This is a genomic window from Enterobacter cloacae complex sp. 394I7 (assembly GCF_057320345.1).
The window spans coordinates 1,995,178-2,013,097 of sequence record NZ_JBXWCR010000001.1 but is presented as its reverse complement, the minus strand read 5'-3'; the positions used below and the strand labels follow the sequence as shown (position 1 = coordinate 2,013,097).

The window sequence follows — 17,920 nt, the reverse complement described above, 5'->3', positions numbered from 1 at the left end:
GAAATGAAAAACCCGCCAGCAGGCGGGTTCGGTAAGCTAAATGCTCAGGCTATCCTGCAGGCATCCGCTTCCCATCGGTAGCCCACGCCATACACCGCGCGGATAAATGACTGCTCCGCATCGAGCGCTTCCAGCTTGCGGCGCAGGTTTTTAATATGGCTGTCGATGGTACGGTCAGTCACGACCCGGTAATCATCATACAGACGGTTCAGCAGTTGCTCGCGGGAGAAGACCTTCCCCGGCTCGTGGGAGAGGGTTTTCAACAGGCGGAATTCGGCGGGGGTGAGATCCAGCAGCTTGCCGCGCCAGCTCGCCTGGAAGCGGCTTTCATCGACGATAAGTGGGCTTTCCGCGTCCAGTACCTGCAGTTCACGATGGGGCTTACAGCGGCGCAGAATGGTTTTTACGCGCGCGACCACTTCACGTGGGCTGTATGGCTTGCAGATGTAATCATCCGCGCCAATTTCGAGGCCCAGCAGGCGGTCGATCTCTTCGATTTTCGCCGTCACCATCACCACCGGCACGTCTGAGAAGCGACGAATTTCCCGGCACAGGGTCAGGCCATCGGTTCCGGGGAGCATCAGATCCAGCAGGATCAGGTCCGGCGGCGTCTGGCGCACATAAGGCAGCACCTGATCGCCATGGCTGATAAGCGTGGGGGCATAGCTTGCCGCGCGTAAATAGTCGATCAGTAACTGCCCGAGCTTCGGCTCGTCTTCGACAATCAAAATGCGTGGCGTGTTTTCGTCAATCGGTAACTCGGTCATGCTTCTCTCGATAAATCCCGTTCCAGAGGTAACTCTACTGTAATGCTTACCCCGCCAAAAGGCGAATGGGCGGCGCGGATCGTGCCATTATGGGCCTCGACGATGTTTACGCAAATCGCCAGTCCCAGACCGGACCCGCCGCTGGCGCGATTGCGGGAGCCTTCGGTGCGATAAAATCGCTCAAACAGTTTTTCCAGCTGTGCATCCTGCACGCCGGGGGCTGAATCCGCAAAGGTCAGGGCAAAATGCCCGTTTTCTTGTTTGCCGGAAATATGCAGGCCACCGCCGCTGTCGGTGTAGCGCAGGCTATTTTCCAGCAGATTGTTGAACAGCTGCATCAGGCGGTCTTTGTCGCCAAACACCACGGCACTGTCAGGCAGTGAGAGATCGATTTTCAGGTTGCGGCTGGCGAAACGTTCGCGGAAGGCACCGCTTACCACCTCCAGCACGTTTATCACATCGACGGGCGCTTTCTGGTAGGCCAGCGCGCCTTCGTCCGACATGGAGAGCTGGTGGAGGTCATCGACCAGTTTGGTCAGCGTGCCCACTTCCGCCTGCAGCGAGGCCACCGATTCGGGAGTGAACTGACGCACGCCGTCCTGAATAGCTTCCAGCTCGCCGCGCAGCACCGCCAGCGGCGTGCGGAGTTCATGGGAAATATCAGCCATAAAATCGCGTCGCATCTGCTGGTTTTTTTCCAGGGTGCTGGCGAGCTGGTTAAAGTCCTGCGCCAGCTTGCCGAGTTCGTCCTGGCTACGGGTATCGACGCGGGTGGAGAAATCCCCGGCGGCCAGCTTATGCGTCCCTTCCACCAGCCGTTTAACCGGCGCGAGCAGACCGCGGGCCAGCGGGAAGGTCGCGAGCGCGGCCAGCAGGGTGGAGAGCGCGACAATCAACCAGCTGGTGCGGCGCTGCTGGCGATCAAAGTTGATATCGGTGTTGCGCGTCAGGCGTTCAACCGGCGAGGCGATCACCCAGCCGACGGTGGCGTTATTCACTGTGATCGCCCGCTTTGTGCCATCCGGCGGAATGGGCGCGCGCGGGCCAACCAGTACGCGCATATCCTGGTCTATCACCCAGAACTGGGTGCGCCAGCCGTGCGGCGGCATCCCGGGCCCCGGGCGATCGTCACCGGTATCATGCTCAAGCGAGCGCAGGATCTGGAATACGAAGCGGTCGTTATTGCGCAGAAAACGCCAGTTACCGTGCAGGGCATACTGATCGCTCAGCGCATCGCTCAGCCCCTGTAAACGCTGTTCATTACCATGCTTAATGTAATCAATAAAACCCCGTTCGAAACTGACCCGCACGGCCCAGTGCATGGTGACCAGCAGCACGATACAGGTGGCAAATATCGCCACAAAGAGTTTACCGGTAATGCCCGGACGCCAGAATTTCATGGTGCACTCCTTTTGCCGTGTCGGATAACGACGTTCTTACGGGTATCATCCGGCACTCTGGCGAAGATGAACGCGGGCAGGGCGATAATCACCGCCATGCTGAGATAGGTATACAAAAAGACCTGATGGGCGACCGGCGTGTCGACGCTAAGATGATGCTGTCCGTACATGCCGAGCAGTAAACCGGCAAGGGTCACCCCTACGCTCATGGAGAGCTGCATGATCATCGACAGCAGGCTGTTTCCGCTGCTCGCCAGGTCATCCGGGAGTGCTTTTAACGTCAGGGTATTCATTGACGAAAAGCGCACAGAGTTAATTATGCCCTGGCAGAACAACACCAGCGGCAGCGCGTAGTACCAGCCCAGCAGCGCCACGGCCATAAACAGCAGGCTCACCAGGGCTAACCCAAGCGTCGCGGCGACCAGGACGTGGCGATAACCAAAACGGTTAACCACCTGCACCACGATGCGTTTCATTCCCATGCTGCCAAGTACCATCGGGATCATCATCAAGCCGGCGTGAAACGGTGAAAATCCCATTCCAATCTGCAAAAAGACCGGCGTCATAAAGGGCAACATGCCGCTGCCGATGCGCCCGGCAAAGCTCCCGAACAGGCCCAGACGATAGGTGGGGTTTTTAAACAGATCGAGCGTGAACAACGCGCTCTCGTTACCTCTGGCATGCCAGAGATACCACAGGATAGCGGTAATGCCGAGCGCCACCAGAAGGCCAAGCGTCAGGGCGGAAATCCCGAGGCCTTTTTGGCCATCAAGCGCGAGGGTGAGCATCGCCATCCCCGCCGCCAGCAGGATAAAACCCAGGAAATCAAAGCGCCGGGTCTGCATGGTGTAGTTAGGCATCAGCATCAGGGTGGCAATCGCGCCGATGATGCCCACCGGCAGGTTGATTAAGAAGATCCAGTGCCAGGAGGCATACTCCACCAGCACTCCACCCAGCGCCGGGCCAAGCAGCGGGCCGACCTGGCCGGGCAGGGTGACGAAGGTCATTGCGGCCATGTACTGCTCGCGGGGCACAATCTTCATCACCGTCAGCCGCCCGACAGGCACCATCATCGCCCCGCCAATGCCCTGTAACGCGCGGGCCATCACCAGCTGATCCAGCGTATTCGCCTGGGCGCAAAACAGCGAGCCTGTGGTAAACAGCACGATGGCGGTGAAAAAGATATTCCGCACGCCCACTTTGTCCGCCAGCCAGCCGCTGGCCGGAAGCATAACGGCCACCGTTAATACATAGGAGACAATCACCATATGCATATGCAGCGGACTCTCCCCCAGGCTTTTTGCCATCGAGGGGAGGGCGGTATTGACGATGGTTGTATCCAGCGACTGCATAAAGAAGCCGAAGGCGACAATCCACAGCTGCCAGCGCACGTGACGTGGGAGGTCGGTCATTTATTCGGTTACCGTCGTTCTGTTTTTACGCGAAAAACGCACCCGCAGACGGTCAAAGAACAGATAGACCACCGGCGTGGTGTAGAGCGTCAGCAGCTGGCTCATCACCAGCCCTCCGACAATGGTGATCCCCAGCGGCTGGCGCAATTCTGAGCCGTCACCGCCGGAAATCACCAGCGGCAGCGCGCCAAACAGCGCCGCCAGCGTGGTCATCATGATCGGGCGAAAACGCAGCAGACAGGCCTGGAATATGGCCTCTTCTGGCGTCAGGTTGCCATTTCGCTGGGCGTCCAGCGCGAAGTCCACCATCATGATGGCGTTTTTCTTCACGATGCCAATTAACAGCATGATACCAATCAGCGCAATCAGGCTGAAGGGCGCGCCGAACAGCTCCAGCGCCAGCAGCGCCCCGACGCCCGCCGACGGCAGCGTGGAGAGAATGGTCAGCGGATGGACGTAGCTTTCATAAAGCACGCCCAGCACGATATAGACTGTCGCAATGGCGGCCAGAATCAAAATCACCTGCGAATTCATCGTCTCCTGGAACACCTGCGCGGTACCGGCAAAACTGCCGCGTACCGTGGACGGCACGCCAAGCTGGGTCATCGCACGGTTGATCGCATCGCTGGCCTCAGAGAGGGACGAACCGGCTGGCAGGTTAAAGGAGATGGTCGATGCCGCCGAAAGGCCCTGGTGGTTCACCGACAGCGGCGCATTCGCCGGCTGCCAGCTGGCAAAGTAAGAGAGCGGGATCGCCTTACCGTCGTTATTAATCACAAACATGTTGTCCAGCGCGCTGATGTCCTGGGTGTAACGCGGGTCCACCTCCATCACCACCTTGTATTGGTTCATGGGCTGGTAGATGGTGGAAATCTCACGCTGGCCGAAGGCATTGTTCAGCAGGCTGTTGGCGGCATCGACGTTAATCCCCAGACGTGACATGGTTTCGCGATTGTAGGTCAGCGCCATTTCTGCGCCGTTGTCCTGCTGATCGGAGTTAACGTCCGCCAGCTGTGGCAGGGCGGCCAGCGCCTTGCGGATCTTAGGCTCCCACTCGCGCAGGGCGGCTAAATCGTCAGAGAGTAACGTGTATTGATAGCTGGCGTTAGCCTGACGCCCGCCGACGCGGATATCCTGAACGGCCATCAAAAACAGATTAGCGCCCGGCTCTTTGGCGAGCTTAACGCGCAGGCGATCGATAACCTGCTGGGCGGTTTCATTGCGCTCGTCACGCGGCTTCAGGGTGATAAACATCATCCCGCTGTTCACCCGCGAACCGCCGGTAAAGCCGGTCACGTTATCTACCGCTTTATCTTCGCGGATGATCTTCATAAAGTCCTGCAGCTTGCCGCGCATGGCCTGAAACGAAATACTCTGGTCTGCCTGGATCCCACCCATCAGCACCCCGGTGTCCTGCTCCGGGAAGAAGGTTTTCGGGATAGTAATGTACATCCAGACGTTGAGCACGATGGTGCCAATCAGCACCAGGCCGACGATGCGCGTATGCCTCAGCACCCACTTCAGGGACTTGCCATAGCTCTCCTGCATCGCCAGCAGGAAGCGACCAAACCCCTTACGGCGCGGCTGAGAGTGGGGCTTGCTGCGTTTTAACATCCAGCCGCACATCATCGGCGTGAGCGTGAGAGACACGATCAATGAAATACCGATGGCGACCGAGAGCGTGACGGCAAATTCCCGTAACAGCCGGCCAGGCAGGCCGCCCATCAGCAGTAACGGCAGGAACACCGCCACCAGCGACAGGCTCATCGACAGTACCGTAAAGCCCACTTCTCGCGTTCCCTGCAGCGCGGCCTGCAGCGGTTTCATCCCCGCCTCCAGATGGCGCGAGATGTTCTCCAGCACCACAATGGCGTCATCCACCACGAAGCCGGTGGCAATCGTCAGCGCCATCAGCGACAGGTTGTTAAGGCTAAATCCGCACAGGTACATCGCCGCGAAGGTCCCGATCAGCGAGACAGGCACTGCCACCGCAGGGATCAGCGTGGCCCGGCCTGAACGCAGAAACAGGAAGACCACCAGAATCACCAGCGCAACGGAGATCACAAGCGTCTGCTCTACCTCTTCAAGCGAGGCGCGAATGGTGGGGGAGCGATCCTGGGCAATCTGCAGATCGATCGCCGCCGGGATGGTCTGCTGGAGTTCCGGCAATCTCGCGCGGATACCGTTCACCGTCTCAATAATATTGGCTTCCGGCAGCTTGCGGATCATCAGCAAAATGGCCGGTTTGGCGTTGGTCATCCCTGCGTTGCGCACGTCCTGCACCGAGTCGGTGACGCTCGCGACATCGCTCAGGCGCACCGCCGCACCGTTGTTGTAGTGAATGATCAGCGGCTGGTATTCCGCAGCGGTTTTCAGCTCATCGTTAGTCTGGATCTGCCAGCGGTGGCTACTGTCCTCAATGGCCCCCTGCGGTTTGCGCACGTTTGCATTGCTGATGGCGGAGCGCACATCGTCCAGTGAAACACCCTGGTTAAACAGCGCCTGCGGGTTTAAGCCCACGCGCACGGCGGGCAGAGAGCTTCCGCCAACGCTGACATCACCCACGCCGTTAATCTGGGCAAGAGTCTGCGCCAGTTGGGTGGAGGCGAAATCGTACAGCTGCCCCTGCGAATAGGTGTCCGAGGTAAGCGTCAGGATCATGATCGGCGCATCGGACGGGTTCGCTTTACGGTATGTCGGACGGCCCGGCATCCCGCTCGGTAGCAGGTTCTGCGCGGCGTTGATCGCCGCCTGCACATCGCGCGCGGCGCCGTTAATATCCCGGTCGAAGCTGAATTCCAGAATGATGCGCGTGCTGCCAAGCGAGCTGCTGGAGGTCATCTCGTTGACCCCGGCAATTCGCCCGAGTGAACGTTCCAGCGGTGTGGCAACCGACGAGGCCATGGTTTCCGGTGATGCACCGGGCAGCGAGGCGCTGACCATGATCACCGGGAAATCCACCTGCGGCAGCGGGGCCACCGGCAGCAGCCGGAAGCCCAGGACGCCGCACAGGGTGATGGCGAGTGAGAGTAAAATCGTCGCCACCGGGCGATAAATGAAGAGGGCGAAAAACTTCATTTACGCCTCCTCTTCACGTTTCGGGAAGCGGCTTTTCGTCCACAGCGCCAGACGGTCAAACAGCAGATAAATGACCGGCGTGGTGAACAGGGTCAGGACCTGGCTTACCAGCAGGCCACCGACCATACCAATCCCCAGCGGACGACGCAGCTCGGCACCAACACCGGTACTGAGCATCAGCGGCAGGGCACCTAGCAGGGCGGCGAGCGTGGTCATCAGGATCGGGCGAAAACGCAGCAGGCAGGCCTGGAAAATTGCCTCGCGCGGCGACATCCCCTGCTCGCGCTCGGCGGCAAGGGCAAAGTCGATCATCATGATGGCGTTTTTCTTCACGATCCCGATAAGCAGGATGATCCCAATGATGGCAATCACGTCCAGCTCGCTCCCCGCCAGCATCAATGCCAGCAGTGCCCCCACGCCCGCCGTTGGCAGGGTGGAGAGGATGGTAATAGGGTGAATAAAGCTTTCATACAGCACACCGAGCACGATATACATCGCCACCACGGCCGCGACAATCAGCCAGATGGTGTTGCCCAGCGCGGCCTGGAACGCCAGCGTGCTGCCCTGGAACTGGGTCTGAATATCGGACGGGAAGTTCAGCGTCTTCTCTGCGGCCAGAATGGACTCCACCGCTTCGCCCAGCGAATAACCGTCCGGTACGTTAAACGAGATGGTGGTGGACGGGAACTGATCCAGATGGTTAATCGACAGCGGTGTGTAGCGCTCTTCCACCGTCGCGATGGCGCTGAGGGGCACGATGCCCCCGTCTTTGCTGGTCAGGCGCACCGAATCGAGCGCGGCCAGGCCGGGCGTGTTTTCCGTGTTGTGTTCCAGCACCACGCGATACTGATTCGCCTGGGTATAGATGGTGGAGATCAGACGCTGACCGAATGCGTTATACAGCGCATTATCCACGTCGGCCATGGTGATCCCAAGCCGGCTGGCGGTATCGCGGTTGACGTTCACATACGCCGCCAGCCCTTTGTCCTGCCAGTCGCTGCTGACGTCCGAGAGCTGCGGCAGGGCGTTGAGTTTATCCACCAGTTGCGGTACCCAGGTGCTGAGCGCATCAAGGGTGGTGGCCTGCAGCGTGAACTGGTACTGGGTACGGCTCACCTGGGTATCGATGGTTAAATCCTGAATCGGCTGGAGGTACAGCTCAATACCCGGCACGCGCGCCACGGCAGTTTGCAGGCGTTCGATCACCGTTTGCACGCGGTCGTCGCGATTGTCAAGCGGTTTAAGGTTGATCTGCAGGCGGGCACTGTTCAGCGACGGGTTGGTGCCATCGACACCGACATACGACGTCAGGCTCTCTACTGCCGGATCTTTCATGATGATCTCTGACACCTGCTGCTGACGCTGCGCCATGTTAGCGAAGGAGACCGTCTGCGGTGCCTGAAGCGTGCCCTGGATAATGCCGTTGTCCTGAATCGGGAAGAAACCTTTCGGGATGAAAATCCACAGCATAACGCTGAGCGCCAGCGTACCAAGCGCCACGCCAAGGGTTGCCCATGGATGGTTAAGCACTTTCGCCAGCACCCGTCCGTAAGCGGCAATAATGCGTTCGAACATCCGCTCAGAGGCGCGCGAGAAGCGGTTTTGCTTGCGCAGGGAGGCGTGGCTCAGCATACGGGCGCACATCATCGGCGTGAGGGTCAGTGACACCACGGCGGAAATCAGAATGGCGACGGCCAGCGTCACGGCAAATTCGCGGAACAAACGCCCGACGATATCGCCCATAAACAGCAGTGGGATCAGTACCGCAATCAGTGAGAAGGTGAGGGAGATAATGGTAAAGCCGATCTCGCCCGCTCCTTTCAGCGCCGCGGCTAACGGTTTTTCGCCTTTTTCGATATAGCGCGAGATGTTCTCGATAACAACGATAGCGTCATCGACCACAAAGCCGGTGGCAATGGTAAGGGCCATCAGCGTCAGGTTGTTTATCGAAAAATCGAGGAACACCATGACGGCAAATGTTCCCACCAGTGAGAGCGGCACGGCGACGGCAGGAATGAGGGTCGCCGGCACGTTACGCAGGAACAGGTAGATGATCATCACCACCAGCGCAATCGCCAGCATCAGTTCAAACTGGGTGTCAGTCACGGACGCGCGAATATTGGTGGTCCGGTCAGACAGCACTTTCACGCTCACTGACCTGGGCAGGCTTTCAATCAGCTGCGGCAGCATGGTGCGAATGCTGTCTGCGGTTTCAATGATATTAGCACCCGGCTGGCGCTGGACGTTCATCACGATTGCCTGCTGTTTGTTGGCCCAGGCGCCGAGCCAGCTGTTTTCCGCACCTTGCTCAACGGTTGCCACATCGCCCAGACGCACCGGCGCACCGTTCTGGTACGCGACGATCAGCTGTCGATATTCATCCGCAGACTGCATTTGATCGTTCGCCGAGAGGGTCACGGCCCGGGTTGGGCCATCAAGCGAGCCTTTCGCCGAGTTGACGTTGGCGTTACTGATGGCGCTGCGGATGGTTTCGCTGGTAAGGCCCAGCGCGGCAATGGCCTGGGCGTTGAGCTTCACGCGCACCGCCGGACGTTGACCGCCGGCAAGCGTAACCAGCCCCACGCCAGAGACCTGTGAAATTTTCTGTGCCACGCGCGTTTCGACCATGTCTTCGACCTGAGTCATCGGCATGGCGGAGGAGGTGACGGCGAGCGTCATGATCGGCGGATCCGCCGGGTTTACTTTGCTGTAGACCGGTGGATTGGGCAGGTCCGATGGCAGCAGGTTGGTGGCTGCGTTAATCGCGGCCTGTACTTCCTGTTCGGCAACGTCGAGTGAGAGCGTAAGCTGGAACTGCAGCGTCACCACGGATGCTCCGCCGGAGCTTTGCGAGGACATTTGCTTCAGGCCAGACATCTGACCAAACTGGCGCTCCAGCGGCGCGGTGATGGCAGACGTCACCACATCCGGGCTCGCACCCGGATAAAGGGTGACCACCTGGATGGTGGGATAATCCACTTCCGGCAGCGCCGAGACGGGCAGGAAGCGATAGCCAATAATCCCGGCCAGCAGGATCGCCACCATTAACAGCGTGGTGGCAACAGGGCGCAGAATAAACAGGCGTGAAGGCCCACCTGTAGAGCTCGGGGGCATAACCTGCATCAGGAAGTCGCTCCCTGCTTAGCAGGCTGTTGCTGGCCTTCAACCACTTCGACTTTCGCCCCCTCGGTGAGACGATCAATACCGTCGGTAACCACGCGGTCACCTGCGGAAAGGCCGGCGCTGATCACCACCGTCTGGCTGTCCTGAATGCCGGTTTTCACCAGATGCTTGCTGACGTTATTCTCACTGTTAAGCACCCAGACAAAGTTCCCTTCGTTGCCCATCTGCAGCGCCGCCGTTGGGATAACGACCGCATTTTCCTGCGTTGCGACCAGCATCCGCGCATTCACGAACTGATTCGGGAAAAGCGCATCATCCTGATTGTTAAAGCGGGCTTTTAACTTGATGGTGCCGGTGGTGGTGTCAATCTGGTTATCCAGACTGAGCAGGGTGCCTTCGCTCAATTTTTGCTTGTTGGTGCGATCCCAGGCCTCCACAACCAGCCCTTTGCCGGCTTTTTGCGCCTGAACCACGGTTGCGATGTCGCTCTCCGGCAGGGTAAAGACTAAATCGACAGGATGCGTCTGGGTGATGACCACGATACCGGTGGTATCGCCGCTGGAAATCTGGTTGCCAATATCAACCTGCTTCAGACCGACGCGGCCGTCAATCGGGGCGGTGATGCGGCTCCAGTCGAGCTGTAACTGTGCGCTGGCCACGGCGGCTTCGTCGGCTTTAAGGGTGCCCAGCGCTTCGCTGACCAGAGACTGCTGCGTATCCAGTTCCTGACGCGATACCAGGTTGGTTTTCACCAGTTGCTGATAGCGTGCCAAATCGCGTCGGGCGTTCGCGAGCGTGGCCTTGTCTTTCGCGAGCTGGCCCTGCGCCTGCGCGAGGGTGACTTTAAACTGGCTTGGGTCAATTTCTGCCAGTAAGTCCCCGGCTTTAACCTGCTGGCCTTCCTGGAAGTGAAGCGCCATCAGTTGCCCGTCCACACGGCTGCGAACCGTAACGGTGTTGGCGGCGGTAATGGTTCCCAGCCCGGAGAGATAACGGGGCACCGCTTTATTTACCGCAGTAGCCGCCTGAACGGGAGCCAGCGCACCGCCGCGCATGCCGTGACGTCCGCCACTCGCGGGACGCTGTGATGGGCTGCTGGCACCTGCGGAAGTGTCAGAAGAGTGATTGTGCCAGAACCAGGCGGCGGCAAGAGCCACCACAATGATGCCAGCGGCGATTGCCCAGCGGGATTTGTTACTGCCTTTCATCGTTATACGTTCTCATCCTGAATACTTCGGGGAATGATACTAGTTTAGTCAGGCAACACGGCAGAAAAATGGAGGAAATATGGAAGACTGTCTGGATTTGTCTGATTGGCAGGGGAAGGGGCGCGGCGTGAGGCGGCCTTCAAATCGGATCAATTGCCAGTGCATAATTTACCAGGAATATTCCCTGCCACCTGAAATATTCTTATTATTTATCTGCCGGGTGAGAAACGGAGAAAGATAACAATTGGTTTTATTATTTAATTTGTCTTTAGGAAAATTCCATTATTCATCATGTAAGGATCGGAATATTCTCTGTTATACCAATATTTTTCATCTTGTTATCAAATCATTAACAAACTAATGATTTTTTGCAATGTGACGTATTTATTTGATTTGAAATATGTTTTTGTTATTCCTTTCAATGCACCACTTTTGATTTGTATCAAAAAGCTAAAACAGTTTAAATTGCCTAAAATTGCTATGATTATAGATTTTTATTTTAAAAATGTTATTTAAATAGTTTTATATTTTTATTTAAGCGATCTCGTCATGAATGATTATGAGAAAAATCCTAACGACGGAGGGTTTTTTCGTCATTCGATTGGTTGTCCTGAAACATAATTCAAATAATACTTTTTTGGCGCGGTAAATCCCGTTCGCATTTAAATGGAGCTTCCAGGTTATTTATTAAATGGCACCTGGCAGTACGTTTGTTCTCAGGAGATGAAAATGAAAAAATTATTACTGGTGGCCTCTCTGGTTTCTGTATTTGCTGCTGCAAATGCTATGGCTGATGTTACGGCATCTGCCACCGCATCATGGGATGCAACCGCAACGAAAGATACAACCAGCCTGCTGGTCGTGACCCCATTGAACTCGCTGACGTTCCAGTATGCAGAGGGCCTGAATGGGTTTAACACTCAGGATGGCGCTTTTGATGTGACGATTCAGGGACAGGAAAGTGCAACCGATTTTGAACTGACTGCTCAGGTCATCAGCAATACGCTGACCAATGCAAGCGGTGATGCATCTACCCTGAATGTGGGCGTGGCATGGAATGGTCAGGCGCTGTCTAACTCTGCCGAAACCGTTCTGGTGAATGCGGCTTCCACTTCAGGTCTGGAAAGCCTGCTGGCCGATGGCGCCTATAACGGCGCTGAGCGTGTAAGCGATCAGTCCAGCTTCAAATTCTCCATCGCTTCAGCGACTTCTGACGGTTCGACTGCTGTAACTGACTATTCTGCGCTGCCGGATGGTTACTGGACGGGTGACGTAAAAGTTCAGTTCAATGCAACCTGGACCACTCCAGCGTAATGAATATTAATTCGGGAGAGGCTCTCTCCCGAATTTCTCAGGAATGCACTGATGAAGAAATATTTGCCACTCGCAGTGCTGGCAGGGATGGCTATATCCTTTTCCAGTCTGGCGATTAATGTGGGTGATATCACGTCAATAATGACGGCCGATCAAAACGCGTTATCAAAAGAAATTATTAACACCACTGATTCCGCCCGCTATGTGAGCGTTACCGTAAAAAGGCTCTCTTCTCCGCTGCCTGACGGAACAGAAATGCAATTTGAAACGTCGGGAGAATTACTTTCTACACCGGCGAGCCTTATTTTACCCGGTGATGCAAAAGATGTTTTTCGCTTTTTCTATAAGGGCCCTGAAGATGACAAAGAACGTTATTACCGGCTGCAGTGGGTTGACGAACCCGTAAGCGAAAGCGCATCGACTAAGGCTGGCAAAGCCGCGATTGCGACGGCGTCGGCAGAAATCGGGACAATACTGGTCGTGGCGCCACGCAAGGAGCGATTCGAATATGGTCGTGACGGGGATGTCATCACCAACAAAGGCAACGTCTCGTTTCGGGTCATTGCTTACGGAGCCTGCAAAGAGGCGTCACAGGATCGGGGACGCGGGTGTCGCGAGCGTTATTACGTCATGCCAGGCACAAAAATAAGATTGCAGAAAAGCGATGTGTCAAACAGTCGCACCCGTATTGGGATTTGGCATGGCAAGCAATTTATTACAGTGAAGTAATACACGGCGTCATTTCCGGTACCAGTAATAAAAATACCGAAAAGTAAGGATGCGTATGTCTTTTAAATATCTTATAGGAGGGAGTTTATTACTCTCTTATGCGCTAACATCAGGGGTTGCGCATTCTGCACCGGTTAAGATTGGTAATTATGTTATTCCAGGGGCATTCGCGCGTTCTCTTGAACAGGGGATGACGGTCCCCGTTTATATCCGCTACCAGGAGACGGATACAAAAAGCCAACAAAAAATTGCTGATGCGGTCATCTCGCTGGTTGAGGGAAATATCGTTGTAAAATCCATTATGGTTGCCGATTTGCCCAATAACGCGGTGCTTTCAGAGAAAACGCGCGAGATGGTGGAAAAAATAGGCGATGCGAAATTTATCGACAATACCTCTCTTGCCCTTTCGCGAGACGCACGGCTGAAATTAAACGTCTCCTCTTTTCATCTGGAGATGATTGTCAGCCGGGATGCCCTGACTGAAGCGGTAGTCGCCCGCAGTTCATTGCTGGGACCGTCCAGCGTTGATCGACTGTCTACTGTGCTGAATTACAACTTTGGCACCTATTACAATGACTACCGCAATGGCAGCAGCTCTCGCAGTTATTTAACCCTGGATAACACCACCTCGTTGAGAGAGCACCACCTCAATATCAATGGCTCGGTCTATGGTATTGGCGAGAGTAACCGCTCCAGCAAACTCTATCGTGCCATGTATGAGCGCGATTATGAGGGTTATCGTCTGGCGTTGGGCATGCTCGACACCTGGAACGTTCAGTCGATCGCCAGCCTCAATGCGCTGAATGGCGGCAAGATCTACGGCGTCAGCTACGGCAATAAAGGCAGTACGGTGGTTGAAAACACCTCCCTGTCCTTGATCCCAATAACCATATTTTTACCGTCTGCCGGCGAAGTGCATGTGTTTCGTGATGGGCGCTTGTTAAGCGTTCAGAACTTCAACATGGGCAGCTACGAAATTGACACCAGCCGGTTCCCTTACGGTGTGTATGACGTCACGGTGGATGTCGTGGTAAATGGCCGGACGGTGAACACCCGCGTCAGTCGGGTGAATAAAATATTTGCCCGCCAGCAGGCCGCAGGCCTGCATGAAGTCGCATGGCAAATTTTTGGCGGTTCACTTGATTACGACCGCGTGAGTTATAAACGCAATCATTACCGTGATGCCGGCAGTGAACAGACCTGGATTGCGGGTGGTGCGGCCTCGTTAACCCTGGCGATGCTCTCCGGGCTCACCCTGAAAACGACAGGTTATGGGTTTGATGACAATGCCGTCAATGAAACGGACATTACTCTTAACGTCAACGAATATGTCAGCGTCGGGACACAAACGCTGGTGGCGAACGACGGAACATGGCGCAACGTCAGCAGCGCCAGTCTTAATGCTCCAGGCGGGTTTGGATCGCTGTGGGCGTCGCGGGAAGACAGCAAAATCGGTAACCGTCTGCCGGTGCAGGAGCGGGATAACTATTCGGTTGGCGCAACATTGAACCTGAGCCGGTTTATTCCGCACGGTGGCACGTTAACGGTTAGCCAGACCGAAAACCGCTATTCCGGTAATACCTACCGGAACCTGGATTACAGTACCACCCTCTATGCGGGACGGTACGCCACAGTGGGGTTACGGGCCGGGGTACAGCGCTATTACTACAACAATACGAATGATGACGGACGTCAGGAACGCTATGTCAGCCTGGATTTATCGCTGCCGCTGGCCTCGTGGATGAGTGTCGGGGTTTCACGCGATCGCTACGGCGCAACACAGGGCAATATCAGCGCGCGTAAACAATTTGAGGATAGCGTCATTACGTCTGCAGGCATTTCCGCCTCGACTCGCCTGAGTGGAGAGCAGAACTACGACAACAATTACGCTGTAAATGGCAACCTGAGTTATGACACCCGCTATAACGGCGGGACGGTTTCGGTGACCCGTTCAGCAGACAACTCGACCAATATGAACTTCTCCTCTCAGGGTTCCGTTGCCTGGGCGGGCGGCGATTTTGGTCTGAGCAAAGAGCGACAGCGCTCGGGCATTATTGTGAAAACCGATCTTGTGGGTGATGGAAAGCTGGCCGCAAAAATAAATAACCGAAATTATATTCTTAGCGGCAAATCGAGCTTTATTGCACTCCCGCCTTACGCGCAATACAAGCTGGAAATTATGAATGATAAAAACTCTGAAGACAGTTTTGACATTGTCTCGGGCCGTAAACAGGCGCTTAACCTTTATCCCGGTAACGTCGGCGTGATGTCACCTGAGGTGAAAAGCATGGTGACCGTGTTTGGCCGGGTGCGATATCCCAATGGTGAACTGGCGTCAAATACCGACATTCATAACCACATTGGCAAAACGCGCACCGACGCGAAAGGTGAGTTCGCCATTGATATTGATAAGAAGTATCCCGTTATTACCCTGGTGTCCGCCAACGGTAATATCTGCGAAGCGGATTTAGATCTGGAAAAAGCCAGGGGCGCTGCGTGGGTAGGGGATGTTAAATGTGCACCGCAAACCACGATGGCGCAGAGATAATGCTATGAAAAAAAGTGCTTCCGTTTTTATTTCGCTCCTGTTTTTGGCGGGGTTAATTCCCTTCTCCGCAAGGGCACTGACCGCCTCATCGTCAGGGGCGATCAACAACACGTTTTTATTTATCGAGAACGACATTGACGGTGAGTATTTCATTACGCCGTCCGCGTTAGATCCCCGTTTCAGCGGCTCAAATACCTGGGTTAAATACGGTACCTCCCAGGTCAGCCTCGGTTACCTGGGTTATGTCATTTGGACTGCGCCGGCCAATAATTATCAGGATATGTGGATTGATAATTCGCCCATTGATGCTCCTTTCACAGGAATACGCTGCTACCGAGGTTCGCAGTGTCCGACGACGGGCTACATTGCCGGGCAGGGGGTGGATAACAATGGTTTTTACCACGCGCAGGTTGGATCCGTGGCGGGGGTTATTGGCGGAGCGTATGGCTTTGCTTCGCTGAGCAACTCAGCCTATGAGTATTTTCGTAATATGCCGACGGGTGGCAGCGAAACCTATGTTTTTAACCGCTGCTATACCTCGGTTAACTATGATTACGCCTCAGGACAACGCTGTAAGGATCAGACAACAGGTCGCTGGAATTACATCAATTACACGTTAAACAAGCGGGGACATCTGGCGCTGGAATCAACAAGTGCCTTTCAGGAGCTGTGGATCGCCAGTGATGGAACCCCAAGCATCACAAATGATTCCGGATCCTGTGAGCTGGGTGTTGTCAGTAACGTTGATGGCGTAATTTGTAAAATGGTCAAATACAACCTTGAGCAGACACAAAATTTGACGGCATCGTTGACGTTTAGAGCGTATATCGATTCTGCTGCGTTGGGTTTTACCCCTTCCGCAACCACCGTGAAATATTCAGGAAATGGCTCGACATGGTATAACTTCAGCGCCTCGACGGCGTATTACAACGTCTTTTCGACATCTGGCCAGTATATCTATGTCTTTTTGTCGAAAACATTCCTTAAGAATCTGGTGGATGCAGGCGTCAGTATTACCAACAGCCAGCCCTTTACGTTTGCGTTTACGAATGCATTAACCCCGGAGTCAGGCTATTACCAGTTTACCCCCTCTTTGCAGCTCAATATTGTGCCGAAGGAGTATGGGATTAGCATTGTCTCATCGAATAATACGGCCTCTGCCAGTGGAAGCGGCACCATCGGAGATGACGCGCCGATCGAGATGGATTACGTCGTCACCGTATCGGGACCCCGTCAGGCTGACAGTATTACGGCCCAGGTTATCGGGGACAGCACGACAATCAACGATACCCCTTACTGCCTGTTTACGTCGGCCCAGGGGGGGATAAACGTGCCTGTCCCTGCCTATCTGCAATACAACACCGCGTCGGGAAGCCCTACTCAGGTGAGGAACAGCTGCAGTGAAAATGCCATTAGTCTGAACGATGCGTTATGGCAACAGGTGCCATGGGATGCCAACAACACGGATGATGGCAGCTTTTTCAGCACCAACTTAACGCTGCTGTTCCCGATGAATGATTCCCGCTCAGCACTGACGGTGGCTGGCGCTGACTGGGAAGGCGTGGTCAGCGCCAGTGGTGAAATCAAAGTCACCGCGAACTGGCTGGGAGTAACAAAATGATGCGCTGGCGGAAGGTCGCGGAGGGTGTGGTGGGACTCTGCATTGCGCTTTACACGCTTTCTGCCCACGCGCTGTATCTGGACTCCACGATCTATGATATCCCCGCAGAGCGGTCGTTCATTAGCAAACGTATTTACAACGACAGCCACAAACAGAATGTGTACAGCATTTCGGCGATTAAAATCGACCGTCCAGGCCCGGGTGGGGAAAAGCGTCTGCCAATAGAGGACGGGGAGTTGCTGTTTACACCGCTCACGTTTTCGCTCGCCCCGGACGCCGGGGAGTATTTTAAGATCTTCTATCGCGGGCCCGAGGATGACAAAGAGCGTTACTACCGGATTCAGTTTCACGAGATGCCGGTAACGCTGTTTGCTGAACGTCATTCAGGCAAAGCAAGTGAAGCTGTGCCCGCTATTGCATTGGATACGATACTGGTGGTCAGGCCCAGAAAGCTGACGCTAGGTTATACTCTGGATGAGCAAAAAGGGGCGCTGACAAATACCGGCAATACGTTTTTCAGGATCATCGTACACAAGGGATGCCAGTCAACCGATGACGAGGCGACGATGCGCTACCTGCTGCCTGGAGAGACCTACCGAAGCAGCGCGTTAAACACTAAAAATAAAAAATTCATCGTTGCGTTGAAAAAATATATACCGATAGGCGATGGTTGTTTTAAAAATAACAGTTAAAGTTTAAAGAAACAGTTCTTATATTGCT

Annotated in this window: 11 protein-coding genes; 5 read left to right on the top strand and 6 right to left on the bottom strand. The window is 55.2% G+C overall.

The window, feature by feature from the left end:
* Positions 1-44: 44 nt before the first annotated feature.
* The 6 genes from baeR to AC2FAP_RS09740 are packed head-to-tail and all read right to left on the bottom strand — an operon-like array spanning position 45 to position 10,988.
* Positions 45-767 carry an envelope stress response regulator BaeR gene (gene baeR / locus AC2FAP_RS09765; protein WP_014170852.1) on the bottom strand — a complete coding sequence of 241 codons (723 nt, stop codon included), beginning with the start codon at positions 765-767 and terminating at the stop codon, positions 45-47.
* Positions 764-2,167 carry an envelope stress sensor histidine kinase BaeS gene (baeS, locus tag AC2FAP_RS09760; protein ID WP_020883244.1) on the bottom strand — a complete coding sequence of 468 codons (1,404 nt, stop codon included), beginning with the start codon at positions 2,165-2,167 and terminating at the stop codon, positions 764-766. The genes baeR and baeS overlap by 4 nt, the downstream gene beginning before the upstream one ends.
* Positions 2,164-3,579 carry an MFS transporter gene (mdtD, locus tag AC2FAP_RS09755; RefSeq protein ID WP_449541841.1) on the bottom strand — a complete coding sequence of 472 codons (1,416 nt, stop codon included), beginning with the start codon at positions 3,577-3,579 and terminating at the stop codon, positions 2,164-2,166. The genes baeS and mdtD overlap by 4 nt, the downstream gene beginning before the upstream one ends.
* On the bottom strand, positions 3,580-6,657 hold the full coding sequence (gene mdtC, locus AC2FAP_RS09750; RefSeq protein WP_126547633.1) for a multidrug efflux RND transporter permease subunit MdtC: 3,078 nt from the start codon (positions 6,655-6,657) through the stop codon (positions 3,580-3,582).
* The gene (locus AC2FAP_RS09745) at positions 6,658-9,780 is read right to left on the bottom strand and encodes an MdtB/MuxB family multidrug efflux RND transporter permease subunit (RefSeq protein ID WP_449541842.1); all 3,123 of its coding nucleotides are present in this window, start codon (positions 9,778-9,780) and stop codon (positions 6,658-6,660) included.
* On the bottom strand, positions 9,780-10,988 hold the full coding sequence (locus AC2FAP_RS09740) for an MdtA/MuxA family multidrug efflux RND transporter periplasmic adaptor subunit (RefSeq protein ID WP_020883246.1): 1,209 nt from the start codon (positions 10,986-10,988) through the stop codon (positions 9,780-9,782). The genes AC2FAP_RS09745 and AC2FAP_RS09740 overlap by 1 nt, the downstream gene beginning before the upstream one ends.
* A 729-nt stretch (positions 10,989-11,717) precedes the next feature.
* On the opposite strand from AC2FAP_RS09740, the gene ecpA reads away from it, so the two are divergent.
* From ecpA to AC2FAP_RS09715, 5 genes are read left to right on the top strand one after another with little or no spacing between them, the layout of a single operon-like run.
* Positions 11,718-12,302, top strand: coding sequence for a common pilus major fimbrillin subunit EcpA (gene ecpA / locus AC2FAP_RS09735; RefSeq protein ID WP_020883247.1), 585 nt, complete (start codon positions 11,718-11,720; stop codon positions 12,300-12,302).
* A 51-nt stretch (positions 12,303-12,353) separates the two neighbouring features.
* Positions 12,354-13,031 carry an EcpB family pilus assembly chaperone gene (locus tag AC2FAP_RS09730; protein ID WP_148576228.1) on the top strand — a complete coding sequence of 226 codons (678 nt, stop codon included), beginning with the start codon at positions 12,354-12,356 and terminating at the stop codon, positions 13,029-13,031.
* Between the two features lie 55 nt (positions 13,032-13,086).
* Entirely contained in the window at positions 13,087-15,579 is a 2,493-nt protein-coding gene (locus AC2FAP_RS09725; RefSeq protein ID WP_449541843.1) for a TcfC E-set like domain-containing protein, read from the top strand.
* Between the two features lie 4 nt (positions 15,580-15,583).
* On the top strand, positions 15,584-17,200 hold the full coding sequence (locus tag AC2FAP_RS09720) for a fimbrial protein (protein WP_072255707.1): 1,617 nt from the start codon (positions 15,584-15,586) through the stop codon (positions 17,198-17,200).
* Positions 17,200-17,892, top strand: coding sequence for a fimbrial biogenesis chaperone (locus tag AC2FAP_RS09715; RefSeq protein WP_485452931.1), 693 nt, complete (start codon positions 17,200-17,202; stop codon positions 17,890-17,892). The genes AC2FAP_RS09720 and AC2FAP_RS09715 overlap by 1 nt, the downstream gene beginning before the upstream one ends.
* The last annotated feature ends 28 nt before the right edge of the window (positions 17,893-17,920 follow it).

Bases quoted from the DNA above. Each gene is read 5' to 3' on its own strand.
- baeR (WP_014170852.1), bottom strand. From the start codon at position 767: ATGACCGAGTTACCGATTGACGAAAACACGCCACGCATTTTGATTGTC.
- baeS (WP_020883244.1), bottom strand. From the start codon at position 2,167: ATGAAATTCTGGCGTCCGGGCATTACCGGTAAACTCTTTGTGGCGATA.
- mdtD (WP_449541841.1), bottom strand. From the start codon at position 3,579: ATGACCGACCTCCCACGTCACGTGCGCTGGCAGCTGTGGATTGTCGCC.
- mdtC (WP_126547633.1), bottom strand. From the start codon at position 6,657: ATGAAGTTTTTCGCCCTCTTCATTTATCGCCCGGTGGCGACGATTTTA.
- AC2FAP_RS09745 (WP_449541842.1), bottom strand. From the start codon at position 9,780: ATGCAGGTTATGCCCCCGAGCTCTACAGGTGGGCCTTCACGCCTGTTT.
- AC2FAP_RS09740 (WP_020883246.1), bottom strand. From the start codon at position 10,988: ATGAAAGGCAGTAACAAATCCCGCTGGGCAATCGCCGCTGGCATCATT.
- ecpA (WP_020883247.1), top strand. From the start codon at position 11,718: ATGAAAAAATTATTACTGGTGGCCTCTCTGGTTTCTGTATTTGCTGCT.
- AC2FAP_RS09730 (WP_148576228.1), top strand. From the start codon at position 12,354: ATGAAGAAATATTTGCCACTCGCAGTGCTGGCAGGGATGGCTATATCC.
- AC2FAP_RS09725 (WP_449541843.1), top strand. From the start codon at position 13,087: ATGTCTTTTAAATATCTTATAGGAGGGAGTTTATTACTCTCTTATGCG.
- AC2FAP_RS09720 (WP_072255707.1), top strand. From the start codon at position 15,584: ATGAAAAAAAGTGCTTCCGTTTTTATTTCGCTCCTGTTTTTGGCGGGG.
- AC2FAP_RS09715 (WP_485452931.1), top strand. From the start codon at position 17,200: ATGCGCTGGCGGAAGGTCGCGGAGGGTGTGGTGGGACTCTGCATTGCG.